Below are 15,813 nucleotides of genomic sequence, written 5' to 3' on the forward strand. Positions count from 1 at the left end.
CTAATAGAGTTTTGTCTTGTTGTTGAGTCAGGAATACCCTTAATCTAGCGCCCATATATTGAGTTACCTCAGTAAATGTCTTCTCTTTCTTTACTTATTTTAACATAGTTCGGTTTTTTGGCGCCGACCTACTTAACGCTAGGTTTTCAGCTTCCGTGACCCCATCATGTTTTTTAGCAATGATGTGTTCCATTTCAAAGGCAAAGAGTGAAGCCTTTTGGGGAAATCGACAATACTCGCATTGCTCTCCGGCGCGTTGGGTCACGACGCGACGCAGAGTGGCTGGTACATAACTCATGCTTCTGTCTGTAAGCGTTTGTAGGCGTGAGCTTTGGCTAAACGCACCCAATGTTCTAACAGCAAATAGCGATCGAGTTCGACTTCCTCTCTGGCCGAAATAGTGCCGGATTTATTGCGATCGAGAAGTTCGCTCATGCGGGCTTGCAACGCAGGTGTGGGGCGGATTGCGAGGATTTCTTCTGGGCTGGGTTGACTCGCTAGCAGTTCGACGATTTGGCGATCGTCTTGGTAGGGGATGGTTTCTGCGGGGGCGAGTTCCCGAAGTGCGCGATCCAGGGCTTCCGGGAGACGATCGCCCAATTGTTGCAGTTTTTCGCCAAGGATCTCGGGAACTTCTAGGATAATTTGCATTAGTGCTGATGTGAGGATGGGAATTCCCTTGATTGTAACAAACGGAAAAAATGCCGTTAACTTAAATCCCGATCGGGGATTGAAACTGCATAGCCCGGTATTTGCACAGTTGTTCACAAAGGAGATAACTGGCGAATTTGCCCGTTGTAATCGACTCTCACCCTCCCATCTTGGGAAACCGTAACAACAGTTTCTACCGTATAGACAGACGAACCCGGCTTGTTACCCTTAAAAGTAAAAGTCCAAGTTCCATCACCATTGTCAACAAACGGCGATTCCTTAGAAGTACCGTGCATAGAAGCTTCAGCTCGATAGTTGCCTAAACCCCCATTAGCAATTTCTGCTGCTTGACGAGCTAAGTTTTTTGCCCGATTGAGTTCGATATTATTGTTAATCATTCTCACGCCGTCGGTCTCATATTCAGGAGCCGGATTAGCATTACTCAAGGTGGGGGAGACTCCAACGGCTAAAGTTGAGAGCGCTATCAGACAAGCAAATCGGATGTTTAGTTTCATCATACAAACTGATTTATAGTTTGATAAAGTCTACGAGACTTGCCCGAAAAAACCCGGTTGAATTTTCAATTTTTAATTTTCACTTGTGAATCGGCTGGCGTTTCCCCACCGTTCAAATAGCGGTAACTCATCCGAGAAATATCCCGAATTAATGTTTGAGCTGGCTTCTCGGTTTCCGGCGAATGTTTCACCATCACCGCCAGCAAATAACGCTTACCGTTTGGCAAATCCACCATCCCCGCATCCGCAAGCATTGTATTAATATTTCCGGTTTTGTGAGCAATAACTGAACCCTCGCCCAAACCTCTCGGCAGCAAAGAATCGTTTTTAGTTTGGCGCATGATTTGCAAAATGCGATCGCGCGATTTGACCGAAACCAAATTTCCGCGATCCACCTGGGCTATGATATTAATCAAATCCTGCGGACTGGTAGTATTAGTTCCCTCCAAATCCGGCAAATTATTGCGGAGAACCGTCGCCCTCAAACCCCAATTTGCAAATTGCTGGTTCAAAACATCAGCACCTCCCAACAACTCAATCATCATATTTGTCGCCGTATTGTCGCTGACAACAATCATTTTTCGGGCAACTTCCAAAGCCGAATACTTCTTTCCCGGAGAGTCGTCTTGCATCTCTCCAGAACCGCCGACAATGTGTTCCGACTTCAGCGTCAGCATCTGATCTAACTGCACTTTGCCCTCATCTACTGCTTGGAAAAAAGCTACTAAAATTGGTACTTTAATTGTGCTAGCTGAAGCAAAAGCAGTATCGCCATTAAAATTTAGGTAGCTTCCAGTATCTAAATCGACTAGAAATATTCCGGCTGTCAAACTAGGATTTTCTGTTGCTAAAACCTGAACTTGGGTTTTCAAAGCGGCTAATTCTTGATTCAGTTGCAGCACTTCTGGAGTTGCGGGTGCTGCAGATGCGCTATCGGCTGGGTTTTTCTGCCCTGCGGTGGTTTGTTCTTCTGCCGCTACAGTGGATGCTCGACTCACAGCATTTACCACAGACAACAGCGTACCGCAAATCACCGCTATCCCAACTCCCAAAATCAGCAACCGAGTAGCGTACACCAACGGCGGCACGCTCCGAGGTGCAGACCGTTTACCCGGTCTCTGACTCGCTTGTGGGCGTGGTTTAGGCACGGGGGGTTTTTTGGCATCTGCGGGGATTACCGTGTCTGGAATGCGAGCTGGGGGCGAACTGGGACGACTTCCACGGGTGGTAGGGGGAGTGGCAGTTGGGAGCTGGCTTTTGGGATTGCTGGCGATCGAGCTCACATTTTCCCGCTCCCGATTCGGGTCAGGAAACTCGAACATATCGACAGCAGCGAGGCCTTTTTTGCGCGGTTGGCGTGTCTTCGACTGCGTAGTTTTGCTGGTTCGGGGTTTTCTGGGGTTAATTGCCGATCGGGGATCGGATAAAAAGTCTTGTGTAGTAAATTCTTCCGAAGATGTGGGAGAATTGGCTCCAATTCTGCTGCCGCGGCCCTGTTGCGGTGGCAAAGTCGCAGGTTCGGGCGATCGAATTTCTGAATTGCCGTTTTTCGGTTGCGGAGGGCGGCGGCGGCCCGAGTTGCCAGACTGACTTGCTTTGCCGGACTTAGGCTGCTTTGAGCCGGAGTTGGGAGAGGATATCGAGGATATCACGGATAATATCGATCCTTTGGGAAACCGCTCTGCCACGTCTTACTCCTTCATCACTACTGTAAAGTTCAAGTTTAAGATTTTTCAGCTTGCCAGCCAATCAATTTTAGATTTTAGATTTTAGATTTACCCCAGACGCTGCATGGTATCAGCAACCGGGTTTATTGCTCGCAAATTATCGCAAAGCTTAGGTTTTTAGTCAAGAAACCCTGTTATGAAGGTGACAAGTGGGTGCAGGAAAGTTCTCTGTGAAAAAAATCCTCAATCTCACATCCCCAATTATCAGCATTTCTCCTAGCTATCCATTGGATTTTCCGGCAACGCCCCATCCAGAGTATCAAAATTTGCCTCTCGTGGGTAAGTTTTGATTGCCCATTCTGTTTGGCGGAGGACGCCCCGCAGCATGGCGACTTCATCCACTGTGGGATAGGCTCTGTTGTACAAACGCCGAAATTTTTCCATCCGGCTTGCTGCTGTGTGCGGCTGCAAATATCCTATTTTGAGTAACAGCGTTTCTAGTTGCTGGTAATATCCTTCTAAATTTTCCAAGGGAGCCGATTCCTCCTGGCAACTGACAACTGACAACTGAGAACTGACAACTGACTTGTATAGTTCGTAACAGCAGATAGCGACGGCTTGGGCGAGATTTAGGGAAGTGTAGGTATCGCTGCTGGGAATGCGGATCAGGCGCTGGGCGCGGTTTAATTCGGCGTTGGTCAAGCCGCAGTCTTCCCGGCCGAAAATGAGGGCGCTGGGGGCTTCTAGGAGCCAAGGCAAGGCATCTGCGGGTTCTTCTAGTTGTGTTGGCAACGATCGACAATCATCCCCTGTAGTTGCGATCGCTCTGACACACCCAACCAAAGCAGCCGGCAAACTCTCGACTACTTTCGCCGTTTCCAATATGTCGGCGGCGCGAACTGCCATCAGTCGGGCTTCTTCCCCTAAATGATCGCAGTGGGGATTTACCAAAACTAATTGGTGCAAACCCATATTTTTCATGACGCGGGCAACAGAACCGACATTCAATGGGCCGGCAGGTTCGACTAAGATGATTCGGATGTTGGCGTCAGCCGTTTCGAGCATTTTTATTTGGGGAGGTGTTAGGCAGAAATTGGGTTGTTTCCTTAGCAACAGGCAAGAGGCCTGTTCCACAATCAAATTTAACTCTTGTGGAACAGGCCTCAGCAACAGGCAAGATGCGGGTTGTTTCCTCGGCAACAGGCAAGATGCCTGTTCCACAATCAAATTTAATTCTTGTGGAACAGGCATCTTGCCTGTTCATAATCGCAAGATGCCTGTTCCACAATCAAATTTAATTCTTGTGGAACAGGCATCTTGCCTGTTCATAATCAGAATAATACAATATCTAAGTCAGTAATCAACTGTCAAAGTTAGCATGGCCAAGCAGCGATCTAAATCTGATTTACCGACAAAAATGTGCCCGGTGTGCGATCGACCTTTTACTTGGCGCAAAAAATGGGCCGACTGCTGGGATGAGGTCAAATACTGCTCCGAACGTTGTCGTCGCCGCCGTTTGGCGGCTCAAGATTAAGAATTTAGGGTAATTTGCTCGATCAAAGCTAAGATTGCAAAGGAAAAATTTTAGGTTATTAGGTTATAAATTATGGCATCGCAACAAGTGCAACCAAAGCTAGTTATTCACGGCGGTGCGGGTAGTTCTCTACACAGTAAAGGCGGAATTGAGGCGGTGCGGAAATCGCTTTACGATGTTTTGGAGGAAGTTTATCCGCTGCTGAAAGACGGTGCAAGTGCCGTAGATGCAGTGGTGCGGGGCTGCCAATTGTTGGAAGATGACCCGCGATTCAATGCCGGTACTGGTTCTGTGGTGCAGTCGGACGGTCAAATTCGGATGAGTGCTTCGCTGATGGACGGTTTGATGCAGCGTTTCAGCGGGGCGATTAATGTTTCTCGCGTTCAACATCCGATCGAACTTGCTCAATTTTTGCAGACTTCGGACGATCGAGTTCTCTCTGATTTTGGTTCGGCGGAATTGCTGCGAGAACTTCAATTGCCGATTTACGATCCGATGACGGATTTGCGTTTGCACGAGTGGATGCAGGAACGCCAAGGCAATTTTAGTAAAGCAATGGCTGACGTGGTGGCGGAACCGGCCGGTATGGGTACGATCGGAGTCGTAGCTTTGGATGTGCATGGACGCTTGGCTGCTGGGACTTCGACTGGTGGCAAGGGTTTTGAGCGCATCGGGCGGGTTAGCGACTCGGCGATGCCGGCGGGAAATTACGCGGCCCAAAGTGCGGCGGTAAGCTGTACGGGGATTGGCGAGCACATTATGGACGAGTGTTTGGCCGCGCGAATTGTGATTCGGGTAACGGACGGTTTGAGTTTGAAAGCTGCTTTTGAGCGTTCTTTTACTGAAGCTGACGAACGTCAACGGGATTTTGGCGCAATTGGAATTGATTCTAGCGGGGCGATCGCGATCGGCAAAACTAGCGAGGTGATTTTGGGTGCTTTTCACAACGGTATGCAAAGGGGCGATACTTTGGAAATGAGCAAGGGAACGTTGATTTTTATTGCTTAAAAAGGATATCGAAATTGTCAGTCTGCGATCGAGATACCAGACTTTTTGAACAAGTCTGGTATCTCGATCGGCGTTAGTTTTATATCAAATCCGACAGTCATTAGTCATTAGTCATCAGTCATCAGTCATCAGTCAACAGTCATCAGTCATCAGTCAACAGTCATTAGTCAACAAGCACGGACGATGCAACCGGAATCGATATTCTTAAATCCGCAGTTGCCAAATTTTAACAGTACCATTCTCCGCGCCGCTGACGAGAGTTTCGCCCAAAAGCCCGATCGCCACCGCAGACACAGGGCTAGAATGTCCATCTAACGTGTGCAGCAATTCGCCGCGAAGACTCCAAAGTCTAACAGTACCGTCAAAACACCCCACTGCAAAGTATTTCCCATCAGGGCTAATTGCGGCGGCGGAAGTGATGCGAATTCCTGTTTGCAGCGCCTGCAATAATTCCCCGGTTTGCAAATTCCACAGTTTGATAGTTTGACCACCATGATTGACAAGAATTTGGCTATCGGGAGAAATCGCTACATAATTTTCGCTGCCAAATGTTCGTCTCACTTCGCCTCCCGGTAGTTCCCACAAAGTGACTGTGGCGCGACAGAAACCGCTGACTGCATTGAGCCCGCTGGCTACTAGCATTTTGCCGTTGGGACTCAGGGCGATCGCACTAATGTCATCCCCTTGATAGCCTTCTAAAACTTGCAGCAGTTGGCCGCTGTTGAGGTGCTGAAGCTTGATTTTGCCACGGGTGGTGCCGATCGCCAAAATTTGCCAGTCGGGGCTGACGGCGACGGATTCGTGGCGGTGTACGTCTGCCAAACGCTTCAGCAGTTCGCCATTTTGCAGGTTCCAGAGTTTGACTGTGCCCGCGCGCGATCGTGTCAGCAGCGTTTTACTGGCGGGACTGAAAGCAACTAGCAACACGGCTGTGGAATGTCCGAAAATCGTCTGTCGCAGTTCCCCGCTGTGCAAACTCCAAATTTTCACTGTACTGTCGTCAGATCCCGTTGCCAGTAATTGTCCGTCGGGACTGATAGCCGTAGACAAAATCCTGTCTGAATGGTGGAGAGTGGCTTTTAAGATAGCGCCGGTTGAGGTTTTTGGCTGCGTTTTATACCCTGCTATTTCTAGCCAGTCGATCGCATCTCTCCAATTTTTGAGAGCATTTCGGGGTCGATTTGTCAATAATTCTATGTATCTGTACAAAGTTTTTGACAAATCAACTTCTACACCTTTGATTTGTTTGTTGAGAAAAACCGCTATTTCGGCGGGACTGTAACCGCACAGCAAGCCACAGAGATGCCGCTTTTCTACGGGTGTCAGCCCTGTTCTGGTGTGGGGGGCGAATTCTTGTTTGGCATTTGCCAAGTCGCTGTAAAGCCTGTGGATGTCCCAGCCGTTGCTTGCCCGTGCAAATGGTTCTTCGGGTCGATCGAGGGTAGAGGGTATCATTTGCGGCAGTCGCGATCGAGTTCCTAGTCAAATTCCTAACTAAAATCCTAACATTCGCTGTGCGCGATCGAACTGTTTTCACCGCTAATCTATTTTTAACACAGCCAACAGGGGAATGAGTTTCAGGCTGAAAGTTCGCCTAAATCCTTACCTTTACAGTTTGCCAAACAACCATACATCAATTTGATGCAACTCTTGTGGGGTGGGCAGGAGAACCCGCCATCAAAATATAATTATGACTTTTCTGAACTTAATTAATGAAATTTATGAATTGACCTTAAAAGAAATTTGTTGAAGAATTGTAGTTAAGAGTTTTTCTGTACCTTTACAGTTTGCCAAACAACCATACATCAAGCGGAGAAATAGAAAATGTCTGGAATTGCGATCGTCTTCTTTTTTGGCGGTCTGGGCTTTATTTTAATTTTGGTTGGTTATATCTGGGGATTATCTCAAGCTATTGAACAAGAAATTCTGTGGGGATTAATTTACTTTTTTGTTCTCTTTTCTTTCTGGGTATTTCCTATTAAAAATTGGAGTTATAAAAAAGTTAGAAAACCATTTTTACTTCAACTTACTGGATTCATCATGTATTTCTTGTTAGGCATTATTATTGCATTATTACCTGCCATAGGTATTTTCAAAACTGATGGTTCTGGGCCTAATGTAGATCAGGGGTCTAACGAGCAATCGCCATCTTCTTTTTCTTCTGATTTCAACACTTATCCATCCCTCTATCAAGAGCCATCTCCTGCTGCCGAGCCATCTCCTACTGTTGCTGCACCTGTAACTGAGCCTAATTCTGCTCCTGTTTCTGCTCAAAAAGATGACTTCAAACAATCGATGAAACTCGGCTATATCTACTACGGGCAGGGAGACTACCAAACGGCTTTAATCAATTTTAACAGAGCTTTACAGATACGTCCGGGCGATGCTTATGCTGTCAAGGCTATTGACAACACCAAAAGTGCGTTAGCGAAGCCAACGAAGAGGATCGTCCAAAGCATTGTCAAATAATAATCCGTGCATTAAAAATTGCATACAGCGGATAGATAAGTAATTCACATTTTTTGTCAAAGTCAACAACTAAACTAATGAAAATTATTAAACAAACACCAACTAAACTAACCATTAAAACGGCTAGCGCCTGGGATGGTTTGCTATTAATTTCTCCCTTCATCATCATTGGATTATTGCAGATTATTTTAGCATCAAATTGCATAGGGGGAGGCATATTTCTGTTGTTCTCGCTATCTTTGTTGGACGGCGCGATAGATGAAATATACATTTTTGATAAAACTTTTAGCAAAATGACAATTAAACGACGGGGTGTATGGCTTCATGATGTTACCGAATGCTCAACTCACGAGATTTCTGCGGTGGAATTAGAGGAAGTGGGAGATAGGGAGGGAAATCGTAGCTATTATGTTGATTTGTGGATGTTCGGGGGCGATATCATCTGTTTAAGAAGCTATTCACTAACAGAACAACACAAAATGGCTGACTTGATTCGCAGCTATATCTCGATTAGCGATCGTCGCACCCTTAGCAATATATTTGCCCTGCAAGCCCGTGAATCGTAGCTATAGCAATCCTTGCAGGAGTCGTAAACTTTTTACCCCACCCCAACCCTCCCCTGATCAAGGGGAGGGAGTAAGAAATTCACAAATGATCTAGGATTGCTATATCCTGTAGGGAATCGCCCAAATTAATAACTAACGATAATTAAGTAGGCGCAAATAAACCTGACAATGTAACAAAATGTAAACCTGGACTCACCTGGTGATTACTTTCCTACGGACCGCGAAGCTAACGTTTCATTTCCCATAACATAATTAATATATTTTTAAGATTCATCTATTTTAAATCATAGAAAGCTATCTTAAACCCAGCAGCAGGTAAACTCGCGACATTTGTTGTCGGTCAGAAGTTTTAGTGCTAACCTATTACCAAAATAAAAGGGGTCATGGCAGAGAACGACTTCAAATAATATATAAGTTAACAATTCGGCTGAGCGGGGTTAGTAACGCGATCAGTAACATCATTTTTGTAATTTAAGGGCGAGATAAATGAAAATAATCAAGCAAACAGCAAGTGAATTAATAATTCAGACTCAAAGCATATTTGATTTTTGGTTGCCTAGTTGTTTATTCATGGCTTTGGGACTGTTCGGGCTGGCTTTTGATTATCATAAAGCAACCCTGATCTGCCAGCGATTGCAGGCAAAACAAGGCAGTTGCCAGATTGTGCGATCGAATTTACTGGGTTCAAAAATCCAAGAAATTGAGCTTGCTTCTTTGCAGGGAGCTAAAGTTCAAAGATGCGGCTATAAAACTAGAGTTGTACTTCTGACTTCTGTTGGCAATGTTCCTTTCACTGCTAACTCCACTAATTGGGGAACCCAAGACGCTGTTGCTTCTGACATCAATTTTTTTGTTAAAAATGCCAAAGATCGATTGCTGCGCTTAAGCCAAGACGATCGCTGGTTGGGATGGACAGGAGTCATATTTTTGCTCGCAGCAGCGGCAGTGATCGTCTTGAGAAATAATGAAACCTACAGCTTCGATGGAATGTTAAACACCTTGACTGTTAAACAGCAGGGTTTGTTGGCACGTAAAGTAATTGAATACTCTCTGTGCGAGATTTATGGCGTGGAAGTCGATCAAACAAAAGATCTGCAAAATGACACTTGGTACGAAGTCAGACTGTTAGTTTGTGGAGGCTCTCGCATATCCCTGCCTAATACTATGAACCTCTACCAGCAAGAAAAAATTGCCAAAGCGATTAACAACTATCTGAACGCGCAAAAATAAGACAAAATAGCCGATCGCGATCAACCCGATTTCTCAAGGTTGCGGACTTATATCATGTCCGGTTGATTACCCCTAATACGGTAGGGGCGGGTTCACGAAAAATCTCTGCCAATAATTGACAATCTCAAAAACCCGCCCTTTTAATCGCGGTCACTCCATCGAACATGATATTACGCAGAAACCTGGTTTTTCACCCAAATTTCACGCGAGAGGGCGATCGCCCCCGCTAATAAAAACCCGGTTTCTTTGGTATCGATCGCACAAGTCCCGATCGCGTGGAAACTCATCATCACAAAAGTAAACAATCGTTCACTTTTTAGGTTCTTTCAACTTCCAACCTGGTTTCACAACTTGCCGGGAACGGGCAATTACTAAACAGTCATTCGGCACATCTTCCGTCACTACAGAACCCGCCGCTACAGTAACATCTTCCCCCAAAGTTATCGGTGCAACCAGCACGCTGTTAGAACCTATTTTAGTTTGATCGCCTATTTGAGTTTTGTGCTTGTTTTTTCCGTCATAATTTGCGGTAATTGTCCCAGCACCGATGTTAACTTTTTCTCCCAAAGTCGCGTCGCCTAAATAAGACAAGTGAGCGACATTAGTTCGATCGCCTATTTGAGTATTTTTCAATTCTACAAAATTGCCGACACGGCAGTTCGCCCCAATTTCTGCGTGTCCCCGCAAGTGGGCATAAGGGCCAATTCGCGAATTTTCAGCAACCATACTGTCAGAAACCACCGAATAAAGCACAGTCACATTTTCTCCAATCTGACTGTTTTCGATCAAACTGCCGGGGCCGATGCGACTCCCAGAGGCGATCGAAGTATTTCCGCGCAAGTGAGTTTGCGGTTCAATTATCACATCCGGCTGCAACTCTACGGTATCGTCGATCGTAATGCTGTTGGGATCTAGCAGCGTCACTCCCGCCGTCATCCACTTGTCCTTTATCCGCGTTTGCAAAATATCGCAAGCTGTGGCTAAATGTTTGCGATCGTTAATTCCCAATATTTCTTGATAATCTTCCACATCCACCGCCATCACCGGACTGAGGAAATTTACCGTATCAGTTAGGTAATATTCTTTTTGGTCATTATCTGCCTTCAATTCTGGCAAAATTTTCTCTAAATCCGGCCAGTGAAAGCAGTAAACACCTGCATTAATTCGGTGATTTTGCTTTTGAGCTTGTGTGCAGTCGCGGTCTTCGACAATTTGCTGGACTAAATTTTGACTGTCAGTAAATACTCGACCGTATCCTTGGGGATTCGGCAAATTAGCTGTCAATAAAGTAGCAGAGTTTTGGTGCTGTTTGTGAATGGCCATCAATTGTTTGATAGTTTCTGCCCTCAGCAAAGGTACATCCCCATTTAAGACCAGCAAGTCTCCTTGAAATCCCTCTAAGTGAGGCAGCAATTGTTGGATGGCATGACCTGTTCCCAATTGTTCAGTTTGTTCGACAAATTCTAGGGGAGGAGATTGAAGATTTTTCCCTGATATTTCTTGACCTCGAATCAGGGATTCTTTAACGAGTTCGCCTCGATAACCGACGATGACAAGTCGCCTGGTAATTTGAATTTCTTGACAACTTTGGAGGACTCGCTCAACTAGGGATCGACCGCCCAATTCGTGTAGAACTTTGGGTAAGTCAGATTTCATGCGCGTGCCGCGTCCAGCCGCTAAAATTGCTATTGCTACCATTGTGCGATCGAGTTATTTGCTATAAAAACTTGAATATTGACTAACTGATGATATCACTCGCTGTCCGCCGATGGCACTGCGATCGCACAAATTTTTCATCTAAAATTTCCCATCTCGCATCCGCGCGATCGAATATTTTTCCAGCCGGATGCTGGTTGTAGGGGCGATGCTTGCAATCTCTGGACTGGCGCGCCCGGTATCAAAAACCTGCTTGCAGCAGCAGTATTTGGCGGCTGAGCAAGAGGACTTGCATTCCTCACTACAAACCTGAGTTTGTTTGGGAGTAAGGACTGCGAGTCTTTTCCCAAGGGCTGGGAGGGGGAGCGAGAGGGATAATTTGCGTCTTTGGGCTGGGATTTGCCACGATACATTATACTATTTGTTGAATTTCAGTGAGGGTGTTTTCAACTTAAAAAAAATATTTCTGACTGTTTCATTAATTCTGCCTTCTATAGCAACCGCGCCCGAAGGTTAAGACATTCTTAATTGCTGAAACATGAGTTATCATATTGCTTCTGACTTCTATGCTAAATAACTAAAGCCTTCTGACTTCTTGCATCCGTTACATCTGTTACGTAATCCGTTACCGAACTTCCTTCTGCCTTCTACCTTCTGCATTATCAGGTGTCTAGCTATGACAGAGCTTAATTTTCAGGAACTTGCCAAGCAGGGAAATCTTGCCACTGCGATCGCATCTTGGCTAAACAGCCAGTTGCAATCTGAAGGCATCACAGCCTCGGCAAATCTCGACGGCGACTGTTTGGATGTAATTCTTGAGGCCGAGCAGGTACCCATAGAAAACACATTAGTTGATTTTGTCCGCACCGAGCTGACGAATTTGCAGCCGGATTCGATTCGTAAAGTGAAGGTTGAGGGCCGAGAAAGCGGTCAGATTGCTGCTGCTTGGAGTCAAGAGTTTAGTTTGGAGAACAGCACTTTTGAACCACAGAGCTTTGCAGGAGAATCTGTGCCAAATACTGCGGTTGCTAATATAGATGATCGCACAGAGATGGAAAACAATTTTGAGGAGGAAAAACCGCCGGAACTTGCTGCATTTGAGAATCGGCTGCGATCGACTTTCATTGTAGTTGGGCTAGTAATCGGTATGTTGGCGATCGCCGTGGTGGCGTTTGTCGGTAAGATTTTGAACCAGCCAGCAGCAACTGCGGGGAATAATCCCGAGGAAACAGCAGATTTAGCAACTGCACCAGATACTTTTCGAGAAGCCGTTAACAGCGCACTCAAAGCAGCAGAATTAGGGCGAGCGGCAAAAACCAAGGAAGATTGGGCGACAGTTATTGATCGCTGGCAAGAAGCGGTCTCATTAATGAGAAGAGTACCAGTGTCTAGCCCCAACCATCAACTAGCTCAAGCAAAAGTAATCGAGTATCAGAAATATCTGCTTTACGCTCAAGAAGCAGCAGTAACTCCCCCTCTGCCAACTCCAACTCCCGCACCAGCCGAAAAATTACCTTCGGAAAAAGCAACTCCTAAAAAATCCAATTCGCCCAAAGAAACTTCGGAAAAAGCAACTCCTAAAAAATCCAATTCTGAAAATAAAGCTTCAGACAAAGCAACTCCTAAGAAATCTCCTTCCGACAAAAAAGCAGAACCAGAAAAAAAATCTCCTTCTAGATAATGTTAAAATAGAGATTTGAATAATTATGACTGACAACACTTTAATCGTTTCTCCTGAATGGTTAGCCACCAATACTGACAATCCGCAAGTTGTAATCATTGACTGTCGTTTTTCCCTTGCCGACCCTGAATTGGGACAAAAACAATATCAAGAAAGTCACATTCCCGGAGCTTTCTATTTAGATTTAAACCGCGACCTCGCGAGTTCAGTGGGCAAACACGGCGGTAGACATCCGCTGCCAAATATTGAAGAATTAGCTGATAAATTGAGCGCGATCGGGATTAATTCATCAGAAACTTTAGTCGTGGCTTATGACGATTCGCGGCTGGCTTTTTCGGCTCGTTTGTGGTGGCTGCTGCGATATATGGGACACAGCAAAGTCGCTTTGTTAGACGGTGGGTTCAGTGGCTGGAAAGCGGCCGGATATCCGGTAACAAATATTTTGCCAGAACCCCGCGAGGGTAACTTTGTTGCCCACTTGCAGCAGGATTTGGCGGTAGATATTGAGGCGGTAAAAGAGCGTAAAGACTTGCCGGAAAAGGTTTTGGTTGATTCGCGAGAAAGCGAGAGGTATGAAGGTTTGCGGGAGCCGATCGACCCCATTGCAGGCCACATTCCGGGCGCGGTTAACTATCCTTGGCAAGGGGTGACGGATGAAACTGGAAAAGTGCGATCGGCATCCGAACAAAAACAGCGGTGGACGGAATTAGAAAAAGCCGAAGAAATTATTGTTTATTGCGGTTCCGGGGTGACGGCTTGCGTTAATTTACTGTCTTTAGAAATCGCCGGAATTCCCGATGCTAAACTTTATGTCGGTAGCTGGAGTGACTGGTGTTCCTATCAGATAAAAAGCGGCGGTTGAAACAGCATTTATACAACATTTTCTTCAACCCACGGAGGTGGGTTTTGTCTGTATAGACGCGGTTGCAACTGCCCGGTTTCTGTATAGACTCGGTTTTAACCGTCTTCTAAAAATCGAAATAAATATAAGGCAAACCCCCTTCGGGAGCCAACACCCAAACCGCATACAAACAAAGCGGCACTAACACCAATTTCATAGGCCAATTTAACTCCAATTTCAAACCCCGACTCAACGCATAATTCCCCAGCATCGCCGCAGCCAAAGCCGCTAACATCCAAGTTAAATGCACTCTTTCCAAACCCAAAGCTTCGCCATAAACTTTCTCAGCAAACTGCACGTCAGCAGTGTGTCCCCACAAATGCGAAATCGCCCATCCAGAATCCTTTAAATCGGGAAGGCGGAAAAATATCCAACTACCAAAAACCATCGCCTGAGTCAACAGCCAACCGATCGCAATACCGATCGGATTTTCCCACAAAAACTCGATCCGCAACCGCTTAAACAGCACATCAGTCAGCCTGTGAACCGCCAAAGCTAAACCATGTAAACCCCCCCACACAATAAATCCCCAAGCTGCCCCGTGCCAAATTCCCGCAATTAACATGACGATCGACAAATTCAGACAAGTGCGCCACAAACCGACTCGCGAACCCCCCAAAGGAAAATACAAATAATTGCGTAGCCAATCGCCTAAAGTCATGTGCCAGCGTCGCCAAAAATCAGCTATGCTGGCACTAAAATAAGGAAAATCAAAATTTGGTGGCAAATACCAACCCAGCAGCAAAGCAGTACCGCGCGCCATGTCAACATAGCCACTAAAATCGAGATAAAGTTGCAGCCCGTAAGCAAAAATCGCCAGCCACAAATCCTCGCTACCCGCCCGCTGCAAGTTGGTAAAGCTTAAATCGACATAAATGCCCAAGTTATCTGCAAAAAGACCTTTTTTTACTGCACCAAAGGCGATCGTCCAAAGTCCCTCAGAAATGCGATCGGGCGTCGGAAATTGCTGGGTTTTCAGTTGATAGATCAAGTTGTGATACCGAGTAATCGGGCCGGAAATCAGTTTTGGAAAAAACAACTTGTAAGCAGCAAAGTGCAGCAGCGAAGTAGCAGCAGGCGCGCCTCGGTACACGTCAATCAAATAAGCAATGCACTCAAAGCAAAAGAAACTCAATCCCAGGGGTGCGATGACGTGACTTTTTACCCAGTCAGCCCCGTCGAGAGCAACAGGCCAATTGAACAAAGTGCCGATCGAACTCAATAAAAAAGGCACATACTTAAAGCCCAGAAGCAGCAACACATTCAGGCAAATTCCTATCCACAGCAGCCACAAACGGCGGCGGTTCCAAGATTCATTAGCAATGCGCCAATCCAGAGGTTCCCCAATCGCCATCGCCAAGCAGTAATTAAACAAAGCACCGACTAACAGCAGAGGAATGTACCAAATTTGCAGCGAAGCGTAAAAAATTAAACTACCGGCCAACATGATGAACAGCCGCCACCACCGCACCGGAACCAACCAGTAAGCCGCGAACAAAACTAACAGAAACAGGGCATATTGAAGAGAGATGAAAGTCATTTTTCACAAATAAACAAGATCGGATATTCGATCGGGATAGGGCGCAGTACCCATTGGTGTCAACAATCGCTTAAAACCATCTGTATCTCTCGTTTTTAGCCCAGCCTCGATCCCCCTAAATCCCCCTTAAAAAGGGGGACTTTGAAAGTGCTTCCAGTTCCCCCCTTCTTAAGGGGGGCTAGGGGGGATCGAGACTCTGCTAAGAACTAGATTTATGGATTTTAGCCGATCGCGCTAACACGAACAAAAGCACCGCCAAAGTCCCTAATGTAGAGTCGGCAACTGAGAACTGCTACATTTTACAGCACAAAGGTTAAATGTATCCGCTCAATAAGTAGGGGTAGCAGAGAAAAAAAAGTAAGCAGAGTACACAAAGTGTCATAAAATAGGAAACA

16 protein-coding genes are annotated in these 15,813 nt (G+C 45.9%); 7 read left to right on the forward strand and 9 right to left on the reverse strand.

All coding sequences use genetic code 11. The annotated features are described in order from the left end of the window. Positions 1-94 precede the first annotated feature (94 nt). The 5 genes from QUA44_RS30830 to QUA44_RS28810 all read right to left on the reverse strand — a co-directional run bounded on the left by QUA44_RS30830 (position 95) and on the right by QUA44_RS28810 (position 3,898). Positions 95-298, reverse strand: coding sequence for an HNH endonuclease (locus QUA44_RS30830; protein WP_445243711.1), 204 nt, complete (start codon positions 296-298; stop codon positions 95-97). After that, positions 295-768, reverse strand: a complete 474-nt coding sequence (locus QUA44_RS28795) for a hypothetical protein (protein ID WP_333256828.1) — start codon at positions 766-768, stop codon at positions 295-297. The genes QUA44_RS30830 and QUA44_RS28795 overlap by 4 nt, the downstream gene beginning before the upstream one ends. Next, entirely contained in the window at positions 765-1,169 is a 405-nt protein-coding gene (locus QUA44_RS28800) for a hypothetical protein (protein WP_333256831.1), read from the reverse strand. The genes QUA44_RS28795 and QUA44_RS28800 overlap by 4 nt, the downstream gene beginning before the upstream one ends. 62 nt (positions 1,170-1,231) lie before the next feature. Then, a complete protein-coding gene (locus QUA44_RS28805; RefSeq protein ID WP_333256834.1) occupies positions 1,232-2,818 on the reverse strand; it encodes a serine hydrolase in 1,587 nt (528 codons plus the stop codon). Between the two features lie 291 nt (positions 2,819-3,109). Then, complete coding sequence (locus QUA44_RS28810) at positions 3,110-3,898, reverse strand: RNA methyltransferase (RefSeq protein ID WP_333256837.1); 789 nt, start codon at positions 3,896-3,898, stop codon at positions 3,110-3,112. Positions 3,899-4,211: 313 nt separating this feature from the next. Here QUA44_RS28810 and QUA44_RS28815 point away from each other — a divergent pair, with 313 nt between their 5' ends. Then, positions 4,212-4,367, forward strand: coding sequence for a DUF2256 domain-containing protein (locus QUA44_RS28815; RefSeq protein WP_006631540.1), 156 nt, complete (start codon positions 4,212-4,214; stop codon positions 4,365-4,367). Between the two features lie 72 nt (positions 4,368-4,439). Further along, positions 4,440-5,375, forward strand: a complete 936-nt coding sequence (locus QUA44_RS28820) for an isoaspartyl peptidase/L-asparaginase (protein WP_333256840.1) — start codon at positions 4,440-4,442, stop codon at positions 5,373-5,375. Between the two features lie 204 nt (positions 5,376-5,579). On the opposite strand, the gene QUA44_RS28825 is transcribed toward QUA44_RS28820, so the two are convergent. Then, positions 5,580-6,830: a WD40 repeat domain-containing protein gene (locus QUA44_RS28825; RefSeq protein ID WP_333256843.1), complete on the reverse strand. Its 1,251-nt coding sequence runs from the start codon at positions 6,828-6,830 to the stop codon at positions 5,580-5,582. A 369-nt stretch (positions 6,831-7,199) separates the two neighbouring features. Between QUA44_RS28825 and QUA44_RS28830 the strand changes: the two genes are divergently transcribed. From QUA44_RS28830 to QUA44_RS28840, 3 genes are all read left to right on the forward strand, one after another. After that, the gene (locus QUA44_RS28830; protein WP_333256846.1) at positions 7,200-7,844 is read left to right on the forward strand and encodes a hypothetical protein; all 645 of its coding nucleotides are present in this window, start codon (positions 7,200-7,202) and stop codon (positions 7,842-7,844) included. Between the two features lie 77 nt (positions 7,845-7,921). Further along, entirely contained in the window at positions 7,922-8,410 is a 489-nt protein-coding gene (locus tag QUA44_RS28835) for a hypothetical protein (RefSeq protein WP_333256849.1), read from the forward strand. Between the two features lie 486 nt (positions 8,411-8,896). After that, positions 8,897-9,640 (forward strand): hypothetical protein, encoded by a 744-nt coding sequence (locus tag QUA44_RS28840; RefSeq protein WP_333256850.1) that lies wholly within the window; start codon positions 8,897-8,899, stop codon positions 9,638-9,640. A 170-nt stretch (positions 9,641-9,810) separates the two neighbouring features. Here QUA44_RS28840 and QUA44_RS28845 read toward each other — a convergent pair whose 3' ends face one another. Both QUA44_RS28845 and glmU read right to left on the reverse strand, forming a co-directional pair. Beyond that, entirely contained in the window at positions 9,811-9,945 is a 135-nt protein-coding gene (locus tag QUA44_RS28845; protein WP_333310061.1) for a hypothetical protein, read from the reverse strand. 4 nt (positions 9,946-9,949) lie between these two features. Beyond that, on the reverse strand, positions 9,950-11,338 hold the full coding sequence (gene glmU / locus QUA44_RS28850) for a bifunctional UDP-N-acetylglucosamine diphosphorylase/glucosamine-1-phosphate N-acetyltransferase GlmU (RefSeq protein WP_333256853.1): 1,389 nt from the start codon (positions 11,336-11,338) through the stop codon (positions 9,950-9,952). A 634-nt stretch (positions 11,339-11,972) separates the two neighbouring features. On the opposite strand from glmU, the gene QUA44_RS28855 reads away from it, so the two are divergent. Together QUA44_RS28855 and QUA44_RS28860 are read left to right on the forward strand one after the other, a co-directional pair. Then, a complete protein-coding gene (locus QUA44_RS28855) occupies positions 11,973-12,977 on the forward strand; it encodes a hypothetical protein (protein WP_333256856.1) in 1,005 nt (334 codons plus the stop codon). 25 nt (positions 12,978-13,002) lie between these two features. After that, entirely contained in the window at positions 13,003-13,839 is an 837-nt protein-coding gene (locus QUA44_RS28860; protein WP_333256859.1) for a sulfurtransferase, read from the forward strand. A gap of 106 nt (positions 13,840-13,945) precedes the next feature. Here the strand turns inward: QUA44_RS28860 and QUA44_RS28865 are convergent, their stop codons facing one another. After that, entirely contained in the window at positions 13,946-15,418 is a 1,473-nt protein-coding gene (locus QUA44_RS28865; RefSeq protein WP_333256862.1) for an MBOAT family protein, read from the reverse strand. Positions 15,419-15,813 lie beyond the last annotated feature (395 nt).

The organism is Microcoleus sp. N9_A2 (genome assembly GCF_036701775.1).
GTDB lineage: Bacteria > Cyanobacteriota > Cyanobacteriia > Cyanobacteriales > Microcoleaceae > Microcoleus.

Coding starts and splice junctions, on each gene's coding strand:
- QUA44_RS28825 (WP_333256843.1), bottom strand. CDS start 6,830: ATGATACCCTCTACCCTCGATCGACCCGAAGAACCATTTGCACGGGCA.
- QUA44_RS28840 (WP_333256850.1), top strand. CDS start 8,897: ATGAAAATAATCAAGCAAACAGCAAGTGAATTAATAATTCAGACTCAA.
- QUA44_RS28835 (WP_333256849.1), top strand. CDS start 7,922: ATGAAAATTATTAAACAAACACCAACTAAACTAACCATTAAAACGGCT.
- QUA44_RS28830 (WP_333256846.1), top strand. CDS start 7,200: ATGTCTGGAATTGCGATCGTCTTCTTTTTTGGCGGTCTGGGCTTTATT.
- QUA44_RS28860 (WP_333256859.1), top strand. CDS start 13,003: ATGACTGACAACACTTTAATCGTTTCTCCTGAATGGTTAGCCACCAAT.
- QUA44_RS28810 (WP_333256837.1), bottom strand. CDS start 3,898: ATGCTCGAAACGGCTGACGCCAACATCCGAATCATCTTAGTCGAACCT.
- QUA44_RS28865 (WP_333256862.1), bottom strand. CDS start 15,418: ATGACTTTCATCTCTCTTCAATATGCCCTGTTTCTGTTAGTTTTGTTC.
- glmU (WP_333256853.1), bottom strand. CDS start 11,338: ATGGTAGCAATAGCAATTTTAGCGGCTGGACGCGGCACGCGCATGAAA.
- QUA44_RS30830 (WP_445243711.1), bottom strand. CDS start 298: ATGAGTTATGTACCAGCCACTCTGCGTCGCGTCGTGACCCAACGCGCC.
- QUA44_RS28820 (WP_333256840.1), top strand. CDS start 4,440: ATGGCATCGCAACAAGTGCAACCAAAGCTAGTTATTCACGGCGGTGCG.
- QUA44_RS28800 (WP_333256831.1), bottom strand. CDS start 1,169: ATGATGAAACTAAACATCCGATTTGCTTGTCTGATAGCGCTCTCAACT.
- QUA44_RS28815 (WP_006631540.1), top strand. CDS start 4,212: ATGGCCAAGCAGCGATCTAAATCTGATTTACCGACAAAAATGTGCCCG.
- QUA44_RS28855 (WP_333256856.1), top strand. CDS start 11,973: ATGACAGAGCTTAATTTTCAGGAACTTGCCAAGCAGGGAAATCTTGCC.